The sequence below is a fragment of the Catenulispora sp. EB89 genome, assembly GCF_041261445.1.
Lineage (GTDB): Bacteria > Actinomycetota > Actinomycetes > Streptomycetales > Catenulisporaceae > Catenulispora.
In genome coordinates, this window is sequence record NZ_JBGCCU010000032.1 from 1 (window position 1) to 15,902 (window position 15,902).

At 70.5% G+C, this 15,902-nt stretch carries 15 protein-coding genes; 8 read left to right on the forward strand and 7 right to left on the reverse strand.

The window, feature by feature from the left end; all coding sequences use genetic code 11:
- Positions 1 to 123: 123 nt before the first annotated feature.
- The 6 genes from ABH920_RS42835 to ABH920_RS42860 form a co-directional block, all read right to left on the reverse strand.
- The gene (locus tag ABH920_RS42835; protein WP_370355065.1) at positions 124 to 1,866 is read right to left on the reverse strand and encodes an ABC transporter family substrate-binding protein; all 1,743 of its coding nucleotides are present in this window, start codon (positions 1,864 to 1,866) and stop codon (positions 124 to 126) included.
- Positions 1,867 to 1,924: 58 nt separating this feature from the next.
- Positions 1,925 to 4,216 (reverse strand): dipeptide ABC transporter ATP-binding protein, encoded by a 2,292-nt coding sequence (locus tag ABH920_RS42840; protein WP_370355066.1) that lies wholly within the window; start codon positions 4,214 to 4,216, stop codon positions 1,925 to 1,927.
- Entirely contained in the window at positions 4,213 to 5,151 is a 939-nt protein-coding gene (locus ABH920_RS42845; protein WP_370355067.1) for an ABC transporter permease, read from the reverse strand. The genes ABH920_RS42840 and ABH920_RS42845 overlap by 4 nt, the downstream gene beginning before the upstream one ends.
- Positions 5,151 to 6,131: an ABC transporter permease gene (locus tag ABH920_RS42850; RefSeq protein ID WP_370355068.1), complete on the reverse strand. Its 981-nt coding sequence runs from the start codon at positions 6,129 to 6,131 to the stop codon at positions 5,151 to 5,153. The genes ABH920_RS42845 and ABH920_RS42850 overlap by 1 nt, the downstream gene beginning before the upstream one ends.
- Before the next feature lie 415 nt (positions 6,132 to 6,546).
- Complete coding sequence (locus tag ABH920_RS42855; RefSeq protein WP_370355069.1) at positions 6,547 to 7,374, reverse strand: class I SAM-dependent methyltransferase; 828 nt, start codon at positions 7,372 to 7,374, stop codon at positions 6,547 to 6,549.
- A gap of 69 nt (positions 7,375 to 7,443) precedes the next feature.
- Positions 7,444 to 8,262: an HAD-IIB family hydrolase gene (locus tag ABH920_RS42860; RefSeq protein ID WP_370355070.1), complete on the reverse strand. Its 819-nt coding sequence runs from the start codon at positions 8,260 to 8,262 to the stop codon at positions 7,444 to 7,446.
- A gap of 81 nt (positions 8,263 to 8,343) precedes the next feature.
- Between ABH920_RS42860 and ABH920_RS42865 the strand changes: the two genes are divergently transcribed.
- Together ABH920_RS42865 and ABH920_RS42870 are read left to right on the forward strand one after the other, a co-directional pair.
- Positions 8,344 to 8,610, forward strand: coding sequence for an IclR family transcriptional regulator C-terminal domain-containing protein (locus tag ABH920_RS42865; RefSeq protein ID WP_370355071.1), 267 nt, complete (start codon positions 8,344 to 8,346; stop codon positions 8,608 to 8,610).
- A 56-nt stretch (positions 8,611 to 8,666) separates the two neighbouring features.
- Positions 8,667 to 9,068 carry a hypothetical protein gene (locus ABH920_RS42870; protein ID WP_370355072.1) on the forward strand — a complete coding sequence of 134 codons (402 nt, stop codon included), beginning with the start codon at positions 8,667 to 8,669 and terminating at the stop codon, positions 9,066 to 9,068.
- Here the strand turns inward: ABH920_RS42870 and ABH920_RS42875 are convergent.
- Positions 9,037 to 10,011 (reverse strand): bile acid:sodium symporter family protein, encoded by a 975-nt coding sequence (locus ABH920_RS42875; RefSeq protein WP_370355172.1) that lies wholly within the window; start codon positions 10,009 to 10,011, stop codon positions 9,037 to 9,039. The genes ABH920_RS42870 and ABH920_RS42875 overlap by 32 nt on opposite strands.
- Positions 10,012 to 10,136: 125 nt before the next feature.
- On the opposite strand from ABH920_RS42875, the gene ABH920_RS42880 reads away from it, so the two are divergent.
- The 6 genes from ABH920_RS42880 to ABH920_RS42905 all read left to right on the forward strand — a co-directional run bounded on the left by ABH920_RS42880 (position 10,137) and on the right by ABH920_RS42905 (position 15,861).
- Positions 10,137 to 10,874, forward strand: coding sequence for a GntR family transcriptional regulator (locus ABH920_RS42880; protein ID WP_370355073.1), 738 nt, complete (start codon positions 10,137 to 10,139; stop codon positions 10,872 to 10,874).
- Between the two features lie 36 nt (positions 10,875 to 10,910).
- Entirely contained in the window at positions 10,911 to 11,867 is a 957-nt protein-coding gene (locus tag ABH920_RS42885; protein WP_370355074.1) for an STM4015 family protein, read from the forward strand.
- A complete protein-coding gene (locus tag ABH920_RS42890) occupies positions 11,864 to 12,868 on the forward strand; it encodes a hypothetical protein (protein WP_370355075.1) in 1,005 nt (334 codons plus the stop codon). Before ABH920_RS42885 ends, ABH920_RS42890 begins: the two co-directional genes overlap by 4 nt.
- Positions 12,869 to 12,936: 68 nt before the next feature.
- Complete coding sequence (locus ABH920_RS42895) at positions 12,937 to 13,839, forward strand: serine protease (RefSeq protein ID WP_370355076.1); 903 nt, start codon at positions 12,937 to 12,939, stop codon at positions 13,837 to 13,839.
- A gap of 141 nt (positions 13,840 to 13,980) precedes the next feature.
- Positions 13,981 to 14,913: a helix-turn-helix domain-containing protein gene (locus ABH920_RS42900; protein WP_370355077.1), complete on the forward strand. Its 933-nt coding sequence runs from the start codon at positions 13,981 to 13,983 to the stop codon at positions 14,911 to 14,913.
- Positions 14,914 to 15,015: 102 nt separating this feature from the next.
- The gene (locus tag ABH920_RS42905) at positions 15,016 to 15,861 is read left to right on the forward strand and encodes a carbohydrate-binding protein (protein WP_370355078.1); all 846 of its coding nucleotides are present in this window, start codon (positions 15,016 to 15,018) and stop codon (positions 15,859 to 15,861) included.
- Positions 15,862 to 15,902: the final 41 nt, after the last annotated feature.

Sequence of the window (15,902 nt, forward strand, 5' to 3'; positions counted from 1 at the left end):
ACCCGTCGCTGTCTCGAAGAACAGGAACACGCGCTCAACCTGGTTCCGAAACAGCATCAGAGCCTTGATAGCCTTCTGGGGTTAAACGGCAAGCTTAACTCCAGCCGTAGTTCCAACCCGACCTCAGCTCCCGCTCACGAAGCCCAAGTTCTCGTAGATCGTGTCCTGCACCCCCGGCGCCCCGTAGTTCGCCAGCTTCGAGTTCGTCGCCACGATCTGCGGCCGCTGGTACAGCGGCACGATCGTGTCCAGCTTCCAGATCGCCGCGTCCGCCTGGTTCGCGTAGGCGATGGCCTGCGTGCGGTCCAGTGAGCTCAGCGCCTGGGTGAACAGGGTGTCGATCGCCGGGTCGCCGATGCGGCCGTAGTTCTGCTGGATGTTCGTCGTGCCGCCGGTGCCCGGGGTCGGGTTGGCGAACTCCGGCTGTGCCGTGCTGATCGGGTAGGCGTTGCCGCCGAAGGTGACCTGGGCGACGTCGAAGTCGCCGACGTTCACGTACTTCGTGTAGTAGTCGGCGCCGGGGACCGGGACGATCGTGATGCCCACGCCGATGGCCGCCAGCTGGTTCTGGACGATCTCCGCCAGCTGCTTGTTGGAGTCGTTGGTGGAGTTGATGACGAAGCGCAGGTTCAGCGTCTTGCCGTTCTTCGTGCGGGTCTTGCCGCCGTCCGTGCTCGTCCAGCCGGCCTGGTCCAGGAGCGACTTGGCGCGCGCCACGTCCTGCTTGCCCAGGTCGCCGGAGTTGTCCTGGTAGCCCGCCTGGTTGGTGAGCAGGACGTGGTTGTTCAGCGGGTCGGTGCTCACGCCCAGCGGGCCGACCAGCGCGGTGTCGATCTGCTTGCGGTTGATGCCGACGGTCAGGGCGTTGCGGACCCGGATGTCGGACAGCGGGCCGGTGCCGGCGCCGTTGAAGGTCAGGTTCGACCAGACGGGCCCGGCCGCCTTGTGGACGGTGACGTTCGGCAGGGTCTTCACCCGCGCGTAGTACGACACGTGCGAGCCGATCCCGTACTGCAGGTCGACCTCGTTGTTGGCCAGCGCGTCGGTCTGGGCGTCCAGGTCGATCGACATGAACACGATCTGGTTCAGCTTCGGCGGGTCGCCCCACCACTTGTCGTTGCGCACCAGGGTCAGGGTCTTCGCGGTCTGGTTGATCGACCCCAGCTTGAACGGTCCGTCGCTGTTCGGGATCGCGTCCTTGAAGTCGTTGACGAACTTCTTCGGGTCGCTGTTGGTCGCCGCCGGGTACAGCGGCGAGAACAGACCCTGCCACTCGCTGTAGGGCTTGGTGAAGGTGATCACCGCCTCCTTCGCGTCCTTGCCCTGCTTGATGCTCTGGATCTGGTCGTAGCCGACCGTGCCGGAGATCTGGAACGCCGCGTTCGTGCCGTTCAGCGCCTTCCACTGCGCCTCGAAGTCGGCCTCGGTGACCGGGGTGCCGTCCTGCCAGACCGCCTTCGGGTTGATCTCCAGCGTCACCACCTGCTGCGGCGAGGCCGTCACGGTGTAGGACGCGACCAGGTTGACGTTGTTGTGCGGCACGCCCTTGGAGTCGGCGTAGAACGGCTGCTCCAGCACCGCGCCCATGATGTCCGACACCGAGCCGTCGGTGCCGTCCACCTCGTTGTAGTTCAGCTGGTCCGAGATCCCGGCCTCCGGCCAGCGCAGCGTGCCGCCGTCGGCGATCTTGGCGCGCGGCTGCGGGTTGATGTCGTTGCCCGGCTGGGTGTTGATGTTCTTCGACGAGCTGCCGGTGCTGGAGCTCCCGGACTTGCCGGACGAGGAACCGCCGCACGCGGCCAGGCCCAGCGCCAGCGCGGCCACCGTGGCCGTGCTCAGTACCAAAGAACTGGGAGAGCGTCTCACAGTGCTGTTCTCCTTCGGTGAGGGTGGTGAGGGTGTGAGTCGGTCAGCGCCGGGCGGATCACGCCACGGTGCTGTGCGGGATCAGGGTGGGCGCCCACGCGCCCAGGTGGTGGCACGCCGCCGAACGGTGGCCGCCGGTCACGACATCGGTCACGACATCGGTCACGACGCCCGCCTCGACGCCCGCCTCGACACCGGTCACGACACCGGTCTCGACGGCCGTCAGCTCAGGGTCCTGCGACTCGCAGAGCTCGCGCGCCGAGCCGTCGTCCAGCGCCGCGTACAGCGGACACCGGCTGCGGAACCGGCAGCCGCGCAACGCCTCGACGTCGCCGTCGAGCACCACCGGACTCGGCGGGTCGCCGGGCAGCACGATGCGCTCCCGCCGGCGCTCCACGACCGGATCCGGAACCGGCACGGCCGACAACAGCGCACGCGTGTACGGATGCCGCGGGTCTTCGAACACCGAGTCGGCGTCCCCGTACTCCACGACCCGGCCCAGGTTCAGCACCGCGACCCGGTCGGCGACGTGCCGGACCACGGCCAGGTCGTGCGACACGAACAGGTACGCCAGTCCCAGCTCGCGCTGGAGATCGGCGAGCAGGTTCAGGATCCCGGCACGCACCGAGACGTCCAGCGCCGACACCGGCTCGTCCAGCACCACCAGCCGCGGCTCCAGCGCCAGCGCCCGCGCGATCGCGACCCGCTGCCGCTGCCCGCCGGAGAACTCGCGCGGGAAGCGGTTCGCGTGCGACGCCTCCAGCCCGACCATCTCCAGCAGCTCGCGCACGCGCGGCGCGATCTTCGCGTACCCGTGCGTGCGCAGCGGCTCGGCCAGCAGGTCGCCGACCGGCAGCCGCGGGTCCAGCGAGGCCAGCGGATCCTGGAACACCGCCGCGATCCCGGCCCGCACCGCCTTGGCCCGGCGGCGCACGTTCCGGCCGCGGTTCAGCTCGTCCAGGTCGTGACCCAGGACGCTGATACTCCCGGCCTGCGGGGTGTGCAGGCGCAGGATCTCCATCACGGTCGTGGTCTTGCCGCTGCCCGATTCGCCGACCAGCGCCAGCGTGCGGCCCGCGGCGATGTCCAGGCTGACGCCGTCGACCGCGCGGACGGTGCCGATGCGGCGGCGGATGATCGAGCCCTTGGTCAGCGGGTGGTGCTTGATCAGGCCGCGGACGGTGAGCACGGGTTCTGCGACACCCTGGACGCGATCGGCGCCGGCTGTGGTCGTGACGTCGACCTCTGGCCCGCCGATCGGTTCGGCGGCGTCGGCGTCGGCCTCAGCCGCAACCGGCTCGGGCTCGTCAGGCGCGGCCATCAGATCCAGCCCTTCCCCGGTCCGATGACAAGCCGCCGCCCTCCCGAGCCCCACCTCCAGCAGCTCCGGCTCCGCCGTCCGGCACACGTCGATCACGAACTCGCACCGCGCCGCGAACGGACAGCCCGTTCCCAGCTCCAGCAGCGAAGGCGGCGAGCCGGGGATCGACCGCAGGCGCGCGCCGCGTCCGGCGTCGAGGCGGGGCAGCGAGCCCAGCAGGCCCGCGGTGTACGGCATCTTCGGCGCCGCGAACAGCTCCTCGACCGTCGCGGTCTCCACCGGCCGGCCCGCGTACATCACCGTGGCGCGGTCGGCGAAGCCGGCGACCACGCCGAGGTCGTGCGTGATCAGCACGATCGCGGCGCCGGTCGCCTGCTTCGCGGTGGCCAGCACCTCCAGGATCTGCGCCTGCACCGTCACGTCCAGCGCGGTGGTCGGCTCGTCGGCGATGATCACGTCCGGGTCGTTGGCGATCGCCATCGCGATCATCACGCGCTGCCGCATGCCGCCGGAGAACTCGTGCGGGAACGCCTGCGCGCGCCGTACCGGGTCCGGGATGCCGACCAGCTCCAGCAGCTCCACCGCGCGCCGCATCGCAGTGTCCGATGACACGTCCTGGTGCACCCGGATCGCCGCCGCGATCGCCTCGCCGACCCGGTACACCGGGGTCAGCGCGGACAGCGGGTCCTGGAACACCATGGAGATCCCGGCGCCGCGGATCCGCGACATCTCCTTGTCGCTCAGGCCCAGCAGCTCCCGGCCGCGGAAGCGCACCGAGCCGGTGACCGCCGCGTTCGTCGGCAGCAGCCCGATCGCCGCCATCGAGGACACCGACTTGCCCGAGCCGGACTCCCCGACGATGGCCAGTGTCTCGCCGCGCCGCACCTGGTAGCTCAGGCCTCTGACGGCCTCCAGCCGCTTGCCCTTCTCGCCGGGGAAGGACACCCGCAGGTCTGTGACCTCCAGCACTGCGTCCGTGTTCACGCCGCTCACGCCGCTCACGCCGCTCATGCCATTCACGCCGCTCATGCCGCACCTCCCGTGCCGGAGGAGGACGCGGTGCCGGCCGCGTCGTCCATCGCGTCGCGCAGCCCGTCGCCGACGAACGCCACCGCCATCACCGTCAGGATCAGCAGGATGCCCGCGGGGTAGAACAGCCACGGGAAGTTCAGCGCCGAGTCGGTGCCGTCGGCGATGATCGTGCCCAGCGACACGTCCGGCGGCTGCACGCCGAACCCGAAGTAGCTCAGCGAGGTCTCGGCGATGATGGTGCCGCCGACGTTCAGTGTGGCGTCGATGATGAGCAGCGAGGCCATGTTCGGCAGCAGGTGCCGGGTGATGATCCGCAGCGGGTGCACGCCCATGATCTCCGCGGCCGTCACGAACTCCCGCTCCCGCAGCGACCGCGCGAGCCCGCGGACCATGCGCGCCGTCACCATCCAGTTGAACGCCGCCAGCAGGATCACGAACAGCAGCCAGGTGCGGCCGTGGAACAGCGGCGAGGTGATCGCCAGGATCAGGAACGAGGGCAGCACCAGCAGCAGGTCCACGAACCACATCAGGACCCGGTCGGTCCAGCCGCCGAAGTACCCGGCGGTGGCGCCGACGATCCCGGCCAGGCCGGTCGACAGCACGGCCGCCAGCAGGCCGATGATCAGCGACTTCTGCAGGCCGCGCATGGTCTGCGCGTAGACGTCCGAGCCGATCTGCGTGGTCCCGAACCAGTGCGTGGACGACGGCCCGGTCAGGAAGTTGTTGTAGTCCTGGTCCTTGTAGTTCCACGAGGTCAGGTACGGCCCGATGAACGCCAGCGCGAACATCAGGACCAGGATCACCAGGCCGACCACCGCCAGCTTGCGGCCCAGGAACCGCCGCAGCACGATCCGTCCCCGGCTCAGCGCCTCCGGCTCGGCCGGCCTGGCCGCGTCCTCCTCGGCGACCACGAGCTCCATCCCGGCCGCCATCAGACACGCACCCGCGGGTCGAGCAGCGCGTGCGCGATGTCCGACAGCAGCCCGGCTATCAGCACCAGCACCGCGGTGAACAGCACCATCGCGGCCACCGAGTTGACGTCCTGGCGTCCGATCGAGTCCACGAACCACTCGCCCATGCCGTGCCAGCCGAAGATCTTCTCGGTGAACGTCACGCCGGTGAGCAGCAACCCCATTTGGTAGGCGAATAGCGTCGCCATGGGTATCAGGGCCGTGCGAAGGCCGTGTTTGACCAGCGCCGGCCCGCGCCGCATGCCGGTGGCCCGGGCGGTGCGGATGTAGTCGGCGCCGAGCACGTCGAGCATCGCCGAGCGCTGATACCGGCTGAACAGTGCCGCCTGCCCCAACATCAGCGACAAGGTCGGCACCACCAGGTGCTGCCCGCGGTCCACGAGATGGCGGAACCAGCCGCCGGCCAGCCCCGGCGTGGTCTCGTTGGTGTAGGGGAGCAGGGTCGTGCCGGCCGCCTGGTTGATCTTGACGGTGCCGATCTTCAGCAGCACCGCCAGCAGGAACACCGGCGTGGACAGCACCAGGAACGACAGGAACGTGATGGCGTGGTCCGATGGTCGGTACTGCCTGATGGCCGAGACGAAGCCGAGCGCCACCCCGACCAGCGCGCCGGTGAGGGTGCCGACCAGCACCAGGCGCAGGGTCACGCCGATGCGGCGGCCCATCTCCGCCGAGACCGAGGTGTCGTCGATGGTCTTGCCCAGGTCGCCGGTCAGGACGCCCTCGGCCCAGTGCCCGAACCGGTCCTCCAACGGCGTCTTGTCGTTGAGGTTCAGCTGGTTCAGCGTGGCGTTCACCGACGCCACCGGCGGCGGGGGCTGGCGCTGCGCGAAGTACTCGCGCGGACTCAGGCTGGAGGCCGCGAGCAGGTAGCCCAGGCACGTCGCCAGAGAGATCAGAACCAGATAGTTGACGATCCTGCGCAGCAGGAAAGGACCCATGGCGTCGTGTGGCTCCCGTATCAGGGCACGCTTATGCGTGTCGAAAGGACTTGGCAGGGCGCTGAGCGGTTCTCGGACCGATCGGTACCCGGGAATCACCGCTTATATGCAAAGCCCTCGTCTAAAGGACGGCATGCGGACGCCGGGGGAGGTCAGAACCTTTATCGGGAAAGCGGACACAGCGCGCTGGCCACGCGGCAGAAGTCCACGTGGCCGCGAGTCGTGAGCACCACGGCGCCGTCCATGGGCTGGAACCATAGCGGTAAAACCCTGACCGTGCACGAACAGCCCGGCCCTCTCGGCATACGAGAGGACCGGGCTGTGCAGGGAAATATCGGGATACCGAACGGTTCGGGGCCCGAATAACGTCGTCCGGCGGCGTATTCCGACGACTGGTAAGGCTATTCGTGCTATATCAGGCCACGCATACGATCTCGCCGTGTACGACGTTGAACCAGCCGTCGTGTTCGTCCGCCCAGGAGTGCCAGCCGGCCGCGACCGCGTCCAGATCCTCGACGTACGTGAAGCCCTTTTCGACGTACTGCGCGGCGGTCGAGGACTTGGTGGTGCGCTCGGCCCACAGATCCGCCCACCACCGGCGCTCGGCCGGGGTGGCGTACACCCAGGACGAGGCGCCGGTGGCGATCGCGTCCTCGGGGAACCCGGCTTCCAGCGCCCAGCTGCGCAGCCGCCGGCCGGCGTCCGGGTGGCCGCCGTTGGACGTCGCCAGGGCCTGATACAGGCGCAGCCACTCCTCGAGCGCCGGGACCTCGGGGAACCAGCGGAAGCCGCCGTAGTCGCCGTCGCGCGCCGCGATCACGCCGCCGGGCTTGCAGACCCGGCGCATCTCCTTCAATGCCAGGACCGGATCGGCGACGTGCTGGAGCACCTGGTGCGCGTGGACGACGTCGAAGGTGTGGTCGGGGAAGTCCAGGGCGTGGACGTCGGCGACCGCGAAGCGGACGTTGCCGATGCCGCGGGAGGCGATCTCCTCCTGCGCCAGGGCCAGCGCCTCGGCGGTGATCTCCACCGCGGTCACCGTCCCCGGGGCCACCCGCTCGGCGAGGTCGGCGGTGATGGTGCCGGGCCCGCAGCCCACGTCGAGCAGGCTCTGACCGGCCGCCAGGCGGGGCAGCAGGTAGGCCGCGGAGTTCTCGGCGGTGCGCGAGCGGTGCGAGCGGAGCACCGACTCGTGGTGGCCGTGGGTGTACGTGTTCTGGGGAGTCTCCGGCCGCGTCGTCATGCCGGAGACTCTAGTGAGGCGACCGCTATTTGAGAAGAAGTGTCTCGTTATATGGGACATCCCCGACGCTCAGGTATGGAAGAGCTCTTCGACGACCTGCGCCACACCGTCCTCGTCGTTGGCGGCCGCGATCCCGGTGGCGGCCGCCTTGGCCGCGTCGACCGCGTTCGCCACCGCCCACGAGCGCCCGGCCCAGCGCAGCATGGGGATGTCGTTCGGCATGTCGCCGAACGTCACCACGTCGGCGGCGCCGATCCCGCGCGCGGCACACCAGGCGGCCAGCGACGAGGCCTTGTCGACGCCGGGCGGGCCCAGCTCCAGCACGCCGCGGTTGGTGGAGTAGGTGAGCGCGCCGAGCGTGCCGATCGCGGGCAGCGCATCGACGTACATGTCGGCGCTGTCGCGCGAGCGGTCGACGGCGAGGATCTTCAGCAGCGGGGCGTCCGCCACCGCCGCGGGCAACTCCTCGTAGCGGACGACACGGCGCCCGGCGTCGTCGCCGTCCAGGTCGAAGGGCGAGAGTTCGTAGTCGGCCTCGCGCACCATCCCGTGCGGCGTCTCCAGCGCGAACCGCGCCCCCGGCAGCGCGGCCCGCACCTCAGCGAGCAGCTTCGCCACCGTCGCCGGCTCGAAGGGCCGAGGGTCGTACGCGACACCGGTCGCCAGGTCGTAGCAGACGGCCCCGTTGGAGGCGATGACATGCGGCAGCCGCCCGAAGCACGGCTTGAGCCGGTCCAGCCACCGAATCGGCCGCGCGGTCACGGCGATCACCTGCGCACCGCGCTCCATGGCCATGTCGAGCGCCGCGCGGGTGCGCGCGGAGGTGGTGCCGTCGCTGCGCAGGAGGGTGCGGTCCAGGTCGGTGGCGATGACTTGAGGTGGGTTCACACGATCAAGACTGGCATGCGGGGCGGGGGGAGAGAATTCGCCGGTGTCCACTCTGACACCAGGCCGCGGTTCAGGCCGATCATGCCGACCGGGCATATCAGGACCCGCACAGAGCTGATCGCCGAGTGCGCACGCATCAGGGCACGTGGATACGCCACGGTGGACGAGGAGTTCGAGCGCGGCCTGGTCGGCGCTTCCTCGGCGGTGTACGACTTCCGCGGGATCGCCGTCGCCTCGCTGAACGTGGCCGCGCCGAAGAGCCGGCTGGAGGGCCGGCTGGACGCCCTCGGGCAGCGGCTGGCCGGGGTCGCACGGCGGCTGTCGGGGGATCTGGGGTGGCGGGCTTAGGGGGCTAGCCTGATCCCGCGAGACATGGGTCGAGGCGACTGACGACAGGAGCGCACGTGGCCGCGGTGAGGTTTTTGTTTCCTTTCGCTTTCGCGGTGAGTGTCTGGACCGTGCTCATCACAGCGATCCGTTGGCGCCAGCGCCGCGCCGGGCTGACTGTGACCACGCTTCGGCCCGACGGTTCCGCAGTGGTCGTCGTGCGCTGCGGTGCGCGTGTCGGCTGGGTGAGCGCCACGTGGCCGCTGGCCACGCTCAGCTTCGACGAGTCGAGTGCGGAGCTGCGGTTTCCGCTGTTGTCACCGATGGTCGTCCGCCGCGACGAGGTCATCCGAGTCGCCCGTCGTCCTCGGAGGGCGTGGCGATTCGAGACGGCCTCGGGACGGTGGAACCACATCTCTTTCGGGGCCAGGGGCGTGGGCGACGCGCTCAGGCAGTCGGGATGGCCGGTCGAGCGGTGAGGATGGCAGCAGGCTGCGGCAACTCGGCCTCGTGCCCCCACCGCCGGGCCAGCACCGTGCACACCATCAGCTGGATCTGGTGGAACAGCATCAGCGGCAACACCATCAAGCTCAGCGCGTGCCCCGGAAACAGCACCGCGGCCATCGGCAACCCGGCCGCCAGGCTCTTTTTCGACCCGCAGAACACCAGCGTCACGCGCTCCGGCCGGGCGAACCCCAGCTGCCGCGAAGCCAGCCCGGTCAGCGTCAGCACCGCGGCGAGCACCGCCGCGCAGCACACCACCAGCGTCCCCAGCCGCGGCAGCGACACCGAATGCCAGACCCCTGAGACCATGCCCTCGCTGAACGCGCTGTAGACCACCAGCAGGATCGAGCCGCGGTCGACGACGGTCAGCAGCGGCTTGTGCGCGCCGATCCAGTCCGCGATCCAGCGGCGCGCGACCTGCCCGGCGATGAACGGCAGCAGCAGCTGCGCCGTCAGCGACGTCACCGCGCTGCCGTCCACCCGCACCGCGCCGCCGAGGACGACCGAGGCCAGCGCCGGCGTCACCACGATCCCGGCCAGCGAGGAGAACGACGCCGCGCACACCGCCGCCGCGACGTTGCCCCGGGCCAGGGACGTGAACGCGATCGAGGACTGCACCGTCGAGGGCAGTAGCGTCAGGAACAGCACGCCCTTGGCCAGATCCGGGCCGAGCACCGGCTCGGACGCCGCCTCGGCCGCCAGGCCCAGCAGCGGGAACAGCACGAACGTCGAGCCCAGGATCACCAGGTGCAGCCGCCACTGCTTCACGCCGTCCCACGCCGCCTTCGGCGACAGGCGCGCGCCGTACAGGAAGAACAGCAGGCCGATCACGAACACCGTCGCGTGGCTCAGGCCGGTCGCCGTGCCGCCGCGGGCCGGGAGCAGCGTCGCCAGCCCGACCGTGCCGAGGATCGCCATCAGCTGCGGATCGATCCCGACCGTGGCCAGAGCGCCGCGCGCGGTGCGCCCTCCCCGCTGTAGTACGTTCGCCACAGCCCTTCCTCCTCCTGGTCGGGCTCGATTGTATACAATCAAGGTGGCCGATGGGCAGCAGGGTTGGCAAGGACGGCGGCGGGGGTGTCAGCGGCGGGACCGGTGCCGCCGGGGCTGGTGCAGCCGGGGGCGCCGGCGGCGTCACCCGCGCCATCCGCGACGACATCATCCGCGGCGTCCACGCCCCCGGCGCCCGGCTGGCCGAGGAGGCGCTGTCGGCGCGCTACGGCGTCTCGCGCGTCCCGGTCCGCGAAGCCCTGCGCACGCTGGAAGCCGAGGGCTTCGTCGCCCGGCGCCCCTACGCCGGCGTGGTCGTCGCCGAGCTCGACGACGCCGAGGCCGAGGACCTGGTGGAGATCCGCTCCCTGCTGGAGCCGCTGGGCGCCGCGCGCGCCGCCGTCCGCCACACCCCCGAGCAGCTCGGCCGGCTCAAGGAGCTGGTGGCGCTGGCCGACGACGCGCTGGCCGCCGGCCGCCTGGAAGAGCTGGCCCGGCTGAACAGCCGGTTCCACGAAGTACTGGCCCAGGCTTCCGGCAGCCGGACCCTGGCCGAGCTGATCACCCAGCTCAGATGGAAGATGGAGTGGGTCTACACGGCCAAGCTGCCGCGCCGCGCGCAGGACTCCTGGCGTGAGCACCGGGAGATCGTCGAAGTCCTGGAATCCGGCGACCCGGACAAGGCGGCGCGGGTCGTCACCCGCCACATCGCCAAGGGCCGCGGCGCGCACCGTCCGCTGGACCCGCCGGATCCGCAGACGACCGCAGCGGATCAAAGCTCTGAGTCCTAGATTGTATACGATTACCGGCACCGATACCTTGCCCGGGTGATTCAGGATTTCCGACACGACGCCCTGACCACGTTCCACGGGCTGCCGATCTTCTCCTTCGCGGTCGGCGACGCCGCCGACCTGGAACCGGCCGGCATCCCGGAGGACGTCGAGGCCTGGGCCTGGCGCGTGGGCTGCGCAGACATGGACAGCGTCCCCGGCGACCGGATCTGGGCGTTGTTCGTCGCCTCGGTCGACACCGCGCGCGTCAGGGCCCTGACGCTCAGCAGCTGGGACGGCGAAGAGGCCATGTCGGGCTGGGACGACGCCCGCGACGCGCTCCTGGCCGACGCGAGCCGCTTCCCGAACCTGGAAGCGCTGTTCGTCGGCGACGTCTCCTCCGAGCTGACCGAAGTCTCCTGGATCGAGCAGGCCGACCCCGGCCTGCTACTCGCCGCCTTCCCGAACCTGCTCGTGTTCGGCATGCGCGGCGCCTCCGCGCTGGACATGAAGCCGCTGGTCCACGAAAACCTGCGCGAGCTGACGATGCAGACCGGCGGCCTGCCGCCGCGCGTCGTGCGCACTGTCGGGCAGTCCACCCTTCCGGCACTCACCGGCCTGGACCTCTACCTCGGCACCTCGATCTACGAAGGCGGCGCCGACGCCGACGACCTCGCCGACATCCTGTCCGGCGCGTCGTTCCCGGCCCTGCGGCACCTGGGACTGCGCAACGCCGAGGACACCGACGCCCTCGCCGCGCTGCTCGCGCACGCACCGGTGGTGGCCCAGTTGGAGTCGCTGGACCTCGCGCTCGGCATGCTCGGCGACGAAGGCGTGGCCGCGCTGCTGGCCGGACAGCCGCTGACCCACCTGCGCCGACTGGACCTGCACCACCACTGGATCAGCGACGAGATGATCGACCGGCTGTGGCAAGCCCTTCCCGAAGTGGACGTCAACGTGGACGAAGCGCTGCTGGGGCGTGACGGCGACCGGTTCATAGCGGTGGCCGAATGAGCACCCTGAGCTGGGCGGTCGTCGCCCTGGAGGACGAGCCGGCGCGCGCCGGGTGGACGCGGGCGGCGCAGGACGCCGACGTGGCGCCGCCGCGCTTCGTGGCGTGGTCGGCCGTGCTCGACGCCGAGGCCGGCGTCAAGGCCGACGCCGAGGCCGAGTTCAGCCCCGGCGAAGTGGTCTTCGCCGAGCGCCTGCATCCATGCGTCACCGACAACCCGGTCGGCGGCCAGCGTGCGCGGTATGCGGAGCTTCAGGCCGCTTTGGAGTATTTGGACGCCCAGGTGACGAAGGTCGGCGCGCGGCTGGCCGCAGCCGTCGAACCGACGCTGCTGGCGCTGGACCGCACGAAGCGTGACGGGTTCCTGAGCCAGAACGGCGTGCCGGTACTGGGTTTCTCCGGCTCGGCGGTGCGCGGCATCGTGCGTCCCCGGTTCGCCGGCTCCGACGACTGGCTGATCGACGGCTGGCGCACCCGGCTGTACCGGCACCGCACGCGCACCGGTTTCGAGGTGTGGCGCGCGCCCGGCGACGCGGCCGGCAGCCGGGACGAATGCGACGAACTGGCCGAGCTGCTCGCCGACGACGGGATCCACCGGATCGACTCGCTGCACCGCGTGCACCTGGGCAGCGCGTTCTACGACATCCGGTTCGCGGTCGTGGACGGCAAGGCCACGCACGCCGCCGGGATCAACCGGGAACAGGTGGTCCTGCGCGAGTGGTACGGCGGCAGGCGTCCGGAGATCGAGGCGTTCCTGGACCGGTTCGGGATGGAGCGCTGGGAACGGCTGGTGGCGCTGGCCGAGCGGACCGCTACGTACTTTCCCGGTATCCGGTCGCTGGGGGTCGATCTCATCATGGACAACGGTGACCTGGAGTACGTGTTCGACGTCGATCCGTTCGGCGCGTCCCTGCCCGGGCTTCTCGGAGCCATGCCGAACGCCTCGCGGGAGCCCGTTTCCGTGCGGGCCGCAGTGCTGCGCTCGCTATCTGTGGGATCCTGAGCCCCGTCGTCGCCGCCGGTATGCTGCGCGACTGACAACGTTCCGACACGGGAGGCATTCTCACCGCCATGAAGCACCGCCGCCATGGTCTCCTGCTCGCTATCACCGCCCTCGCCTTGTCGGTGTCGGCGACCGCCTGCTCCGGCGGCTCCTCCGGCCAGAGCGCGGAGGCCAGTTCGGCTTCCAGCAGTGCTGCGGCCGCGGCGAAGGTGGTCACGCATGTGATGGAGACCAGTCCCGTAGACCCGCACACGATTCTGCGCCCGGGGGCCCCGGGCACCGGCCTGATACCGACCGGCGCCGGAGCGGACGGGACGGTGTCCGCGCAGTCCTTCGACGGCGTTCCGAAGGTCGGCGCGGTGTTCTTCAGCGTCGGCGGCGTGGTGTCGGCGCACTACTGCACCGGCAGCGTCGTGCACAGCGCGTCGGGGAACCTGATCGTCACCGCCGGGCACTGCGTCTACGACAAGCTGTTCGCCGGGTGGCAGAACCACGTCGTGTTCGTGCCCGGGTACCACGACGACATCGCGCCGTACGGGCTGTGGGCGGCCACGACGGCGTATGTGGACGCGGGGTGGGTGAACAAGGAGGACCCGGATTCCGACATAGCGTTCCTCAAGGTGCGCAAGGTCGGCGGCGGGACACAGACGCTGGAGAGCGTCACCGGGGCGGACACGTTCACCACGTCGCCGGGGTACGAGAACGCGGTCAGCGTGGCGGCCTATCCGCTGACGGCCTCGAAGCCGGTCGGCTGCGCGAACAAGACGAAGAAGGCCTCCGACACGCAGCTGGAGCTGGACTGCGAGGGGCTGCCGGACGGCGCCAGCGGGAGCCCGTTCATCGCCTCGGGGGACCGGCTGGTCGGCGTGCTCGGCGGGTACGAACAGGGCGGGAACACGCCGAACACCTCGTACAGCATCTACTTCACGGACAAGATCGCGAAGATCTACCTGGCCACCGCCGGGTCTTGATCTCTGGTCGGCAGGTCGGCAGGTCGGCGGCTCGGCGGTCAGCGGGTCAGCGGGTCAGCGGGTCGGGCGGTCGGCGGGTCGGCGGTCGGGTTCGGGCGCCGGGCCTGGACGCGCGGCGGGGCGGCATCGCAGGATGCGGATATGGACGTTCGAGCTCCGTCGCCTCCCGCGCGCCGGCCGGCGGCCGGCCGGGGCGGACTGGACCTGCATGAGCTGGAGGTTCCGGAGGCCGCCGTCCTGCCGTTCGCGGTCGGGTCGTTCCAGCGCATAGGAGCGTTGTCGCTGGCCGATTTCCCGCATCGGCACACGTTCTACGAGATCGTGCTGGTGACGGCCGGGCGCGGGCGGCACGTCGTGGACTCCCAGCCGTGGCCGATCACGCCGCCGCACTTCGGGGTGATCGTGCCGGGGCAGGTGCACCACTGGGAGGGCGCGCGCGGCATCGAGGGCTCGGTGCTGCTGTTCAACGAGGACTTCCTGGTCCGGCATCCCGAGGACGTCGCGGTGCTGCAGGCGCTGCCCGGGCTGAGCTGGCTGAGCCCGAGCGGCGCGCAGATGGCCGGGCTGCTGGGGCTGGCCTCGGAGATGGAGCGTGAGCTGCGGGCGGGCGATCGCGGGCACGAAGGGGTGTTGCGGGCGTATCTGCACATTCTGATCGTGCGCGCGGCGCGGATCGCGGGGGCGCTCGATGCGTCGGCATCCGGTGCTGGAACCGGCGCGGTCTTGCCGGTGAGCGAGCTGGTCGACCGGTTCCTGCGGCTGATCGCGGCGCCGGGGCAGGGGAGCCGGACGCTGATCTCGTACGCGCGCGAGATCGGGGTGTCGCCGGGGTACCTGCACGAGCTGGTGCGGGAGCAGACCGGTCTGACGCCGGGGCGGCTGACGCGGCGCCGCCGGGTGCTGGAGGCCAAGCGGCTGCTGACCGGGACCGATCTGACCATCCGGCAGGTCTCGGACCAGGCCGGGTTCGGCGATCCGGCGTACTTCTGCCGGTTCTTCCGGCGGGAGACCGGGCTCAGCCCGGGGGAGTTCCGGCGGCGCGCCGGAGGAATACACCACGATCCCGTGGTCTAGTCCATTTCGGCGCCGGGGCGGCGTGCCTAGATTCAGCAGCGGATCAGGTTCGAATATCAGATCCCTGCCAAGGCTTCCACTTCCGCCACCGAAGGAGCCGCCATGTCCGTCCCCGGGGACCCGCCTGGAATCACCCGCAAAACCCTGCTGAAGGCCGCCGTCGCCACCGGCCTCGCCGCCCCGCTCGTCGTCGCCGGCGGCGCGTTCGGCACCGACGCCCCGACCGCCGGTCGCCGCACCGAGCAGGTCGCCTACGGCCCGAACGGCCCGCGTGCCGTCACCCCGGCCTGCCACGACGGCGACGCCCCGACCGTCGACCAGACCGAGGGGCCGTACTTCAAACCGGACTCGCCGCAGCGCACCGTGCTGGCCACCCCCGACACGCCCGGAACGCCGCTGACCGTGACCGGTGTGATCTACGGCCTGTCGTGCCTGCCGATCGCCGCCGCGCTGCTGGACTTCTGGCAGGCCGACGACGGCGGCAACTACGACATGTCCGGGTTCGACTTCCGCGGCCACCAGTACACCGACGCCAACGGCGCGTTCACGCTGACCACGGTCGTGCCCGGCCTGTATCCCGGGCGCACCAAGCACATCCACGTCAAGGTGCAGGCGCCGAACCAGCCGATCCTCACCACGCAGCTGTACTTCCCGGGCGTCCCGGAGAACGACACGGACAGCATCTTCGACGCGCGCCTGCTGATGGACGTCACGCAGCAGGGCGCGGGCGAGGCGGCCGCGTTCGACTTCGTTCTGAACGTGCAGCAGGACCCCGGCGGAGGCTCGCCCCCGCCGAGCACGAGCTGGGTCGCCGGCCACGCGTACAGCGCGGGCGACACGGTCACGTACAACGGCACGACGTACGTGTGCCTGCAGGCGCACACCTCCCAGACCGGCTGGGAACCCCCGAACGCCCCGTCGCTCTGGCAGGCCCAGCAGGCCTCCTGAGGAGCGACGTGGCTGGTGCCGCCGCCGGTGTTTCGCCGGGC

Excerpts from the sequence above, each read along its gene's own strand:
- ABH920_RS42905 (WP_370355078.1), top strand. The coding sequence starts at position 15,016 with ATGTCCGTCCCCGGGGACCCGCCTGGAATCACCCGCAAAACCCTGCTG.
- ABH920_RS42875 (WP_370355172.1), bottom strand. The coding sequence starts at position 10,011 with ATGGCGATCCTCGGCACGGTCGGGCTGGCGACGCTGCTCCCGGCCCGC.
- ABH920_RS42895 (WP_370355076.1), top strand. The coding sequence starts at position 12,937 with ATGAAGCACCGCCGCCATGGTCTCCTGCTCGCTATCACCGCCCTCGCC.
- ABH920_RS42890 (WP_370355075.1), top strand. The coding sequence starts at position 11,864 with ATGAGCACCCTGAGCTGGGCGGTCGTCGCCCTGGAGGACGAGCCGGCG.
- ABH920_RS42880 (WP_370355073.1), top strand. The coding sequence starts at position 10,137 with ATGGGCAGCAGGGTTGGCAAGGACGGCGGCGGGGGTGTCAGCGGCGGG.
- ABH920_RS42900 (WP_370355077.1), top strand. The coding sequence starts at position 13,981 with ATGGACGTTCGAGCTCCGTCGCCTCCCGCGCGCCGGCCGGCGGCCGGC.
- ABH920_RS42840 (WP_370355066.1), bottom strand. The coding sequence starts at position 4,216 with ATGAGCGGCGTGAATGGCATGAGCGGCGTGAGCGGCGTGAGCGGCGTG.
- ABH920_RS42865 (WP_370355071.1), top strand. The coding sequence starts at position 8,344 with ATGCCGACCGGGCATATCAGGACCCGCACAGAGCTGATCGCCGAGTGC.
- ABH920_RS42845 (WP_370355067.1), bottom strand. The coding sequence starts at position 5,151 with ATGGCGGCCGGGATGGAGCTCGTGGTCGCCGAGGAGGACGCGGCCAGG.
- ABH920_RS42850 (WP_370355068.1), bottom strand. The coding sequence starts at position 6,131 with ATGGGTCCTTTCCTGCTGCGCAGGATCGTCAACTATCTGGTTCTGATC.
- ABH920_RS42855 (WP_370355069.1), bottom strand. The coding sequence starts at position 7,374 with ATGACGACGCGGCCGGAGACTCCCCAGAACACGTACACCCACGGCCAC.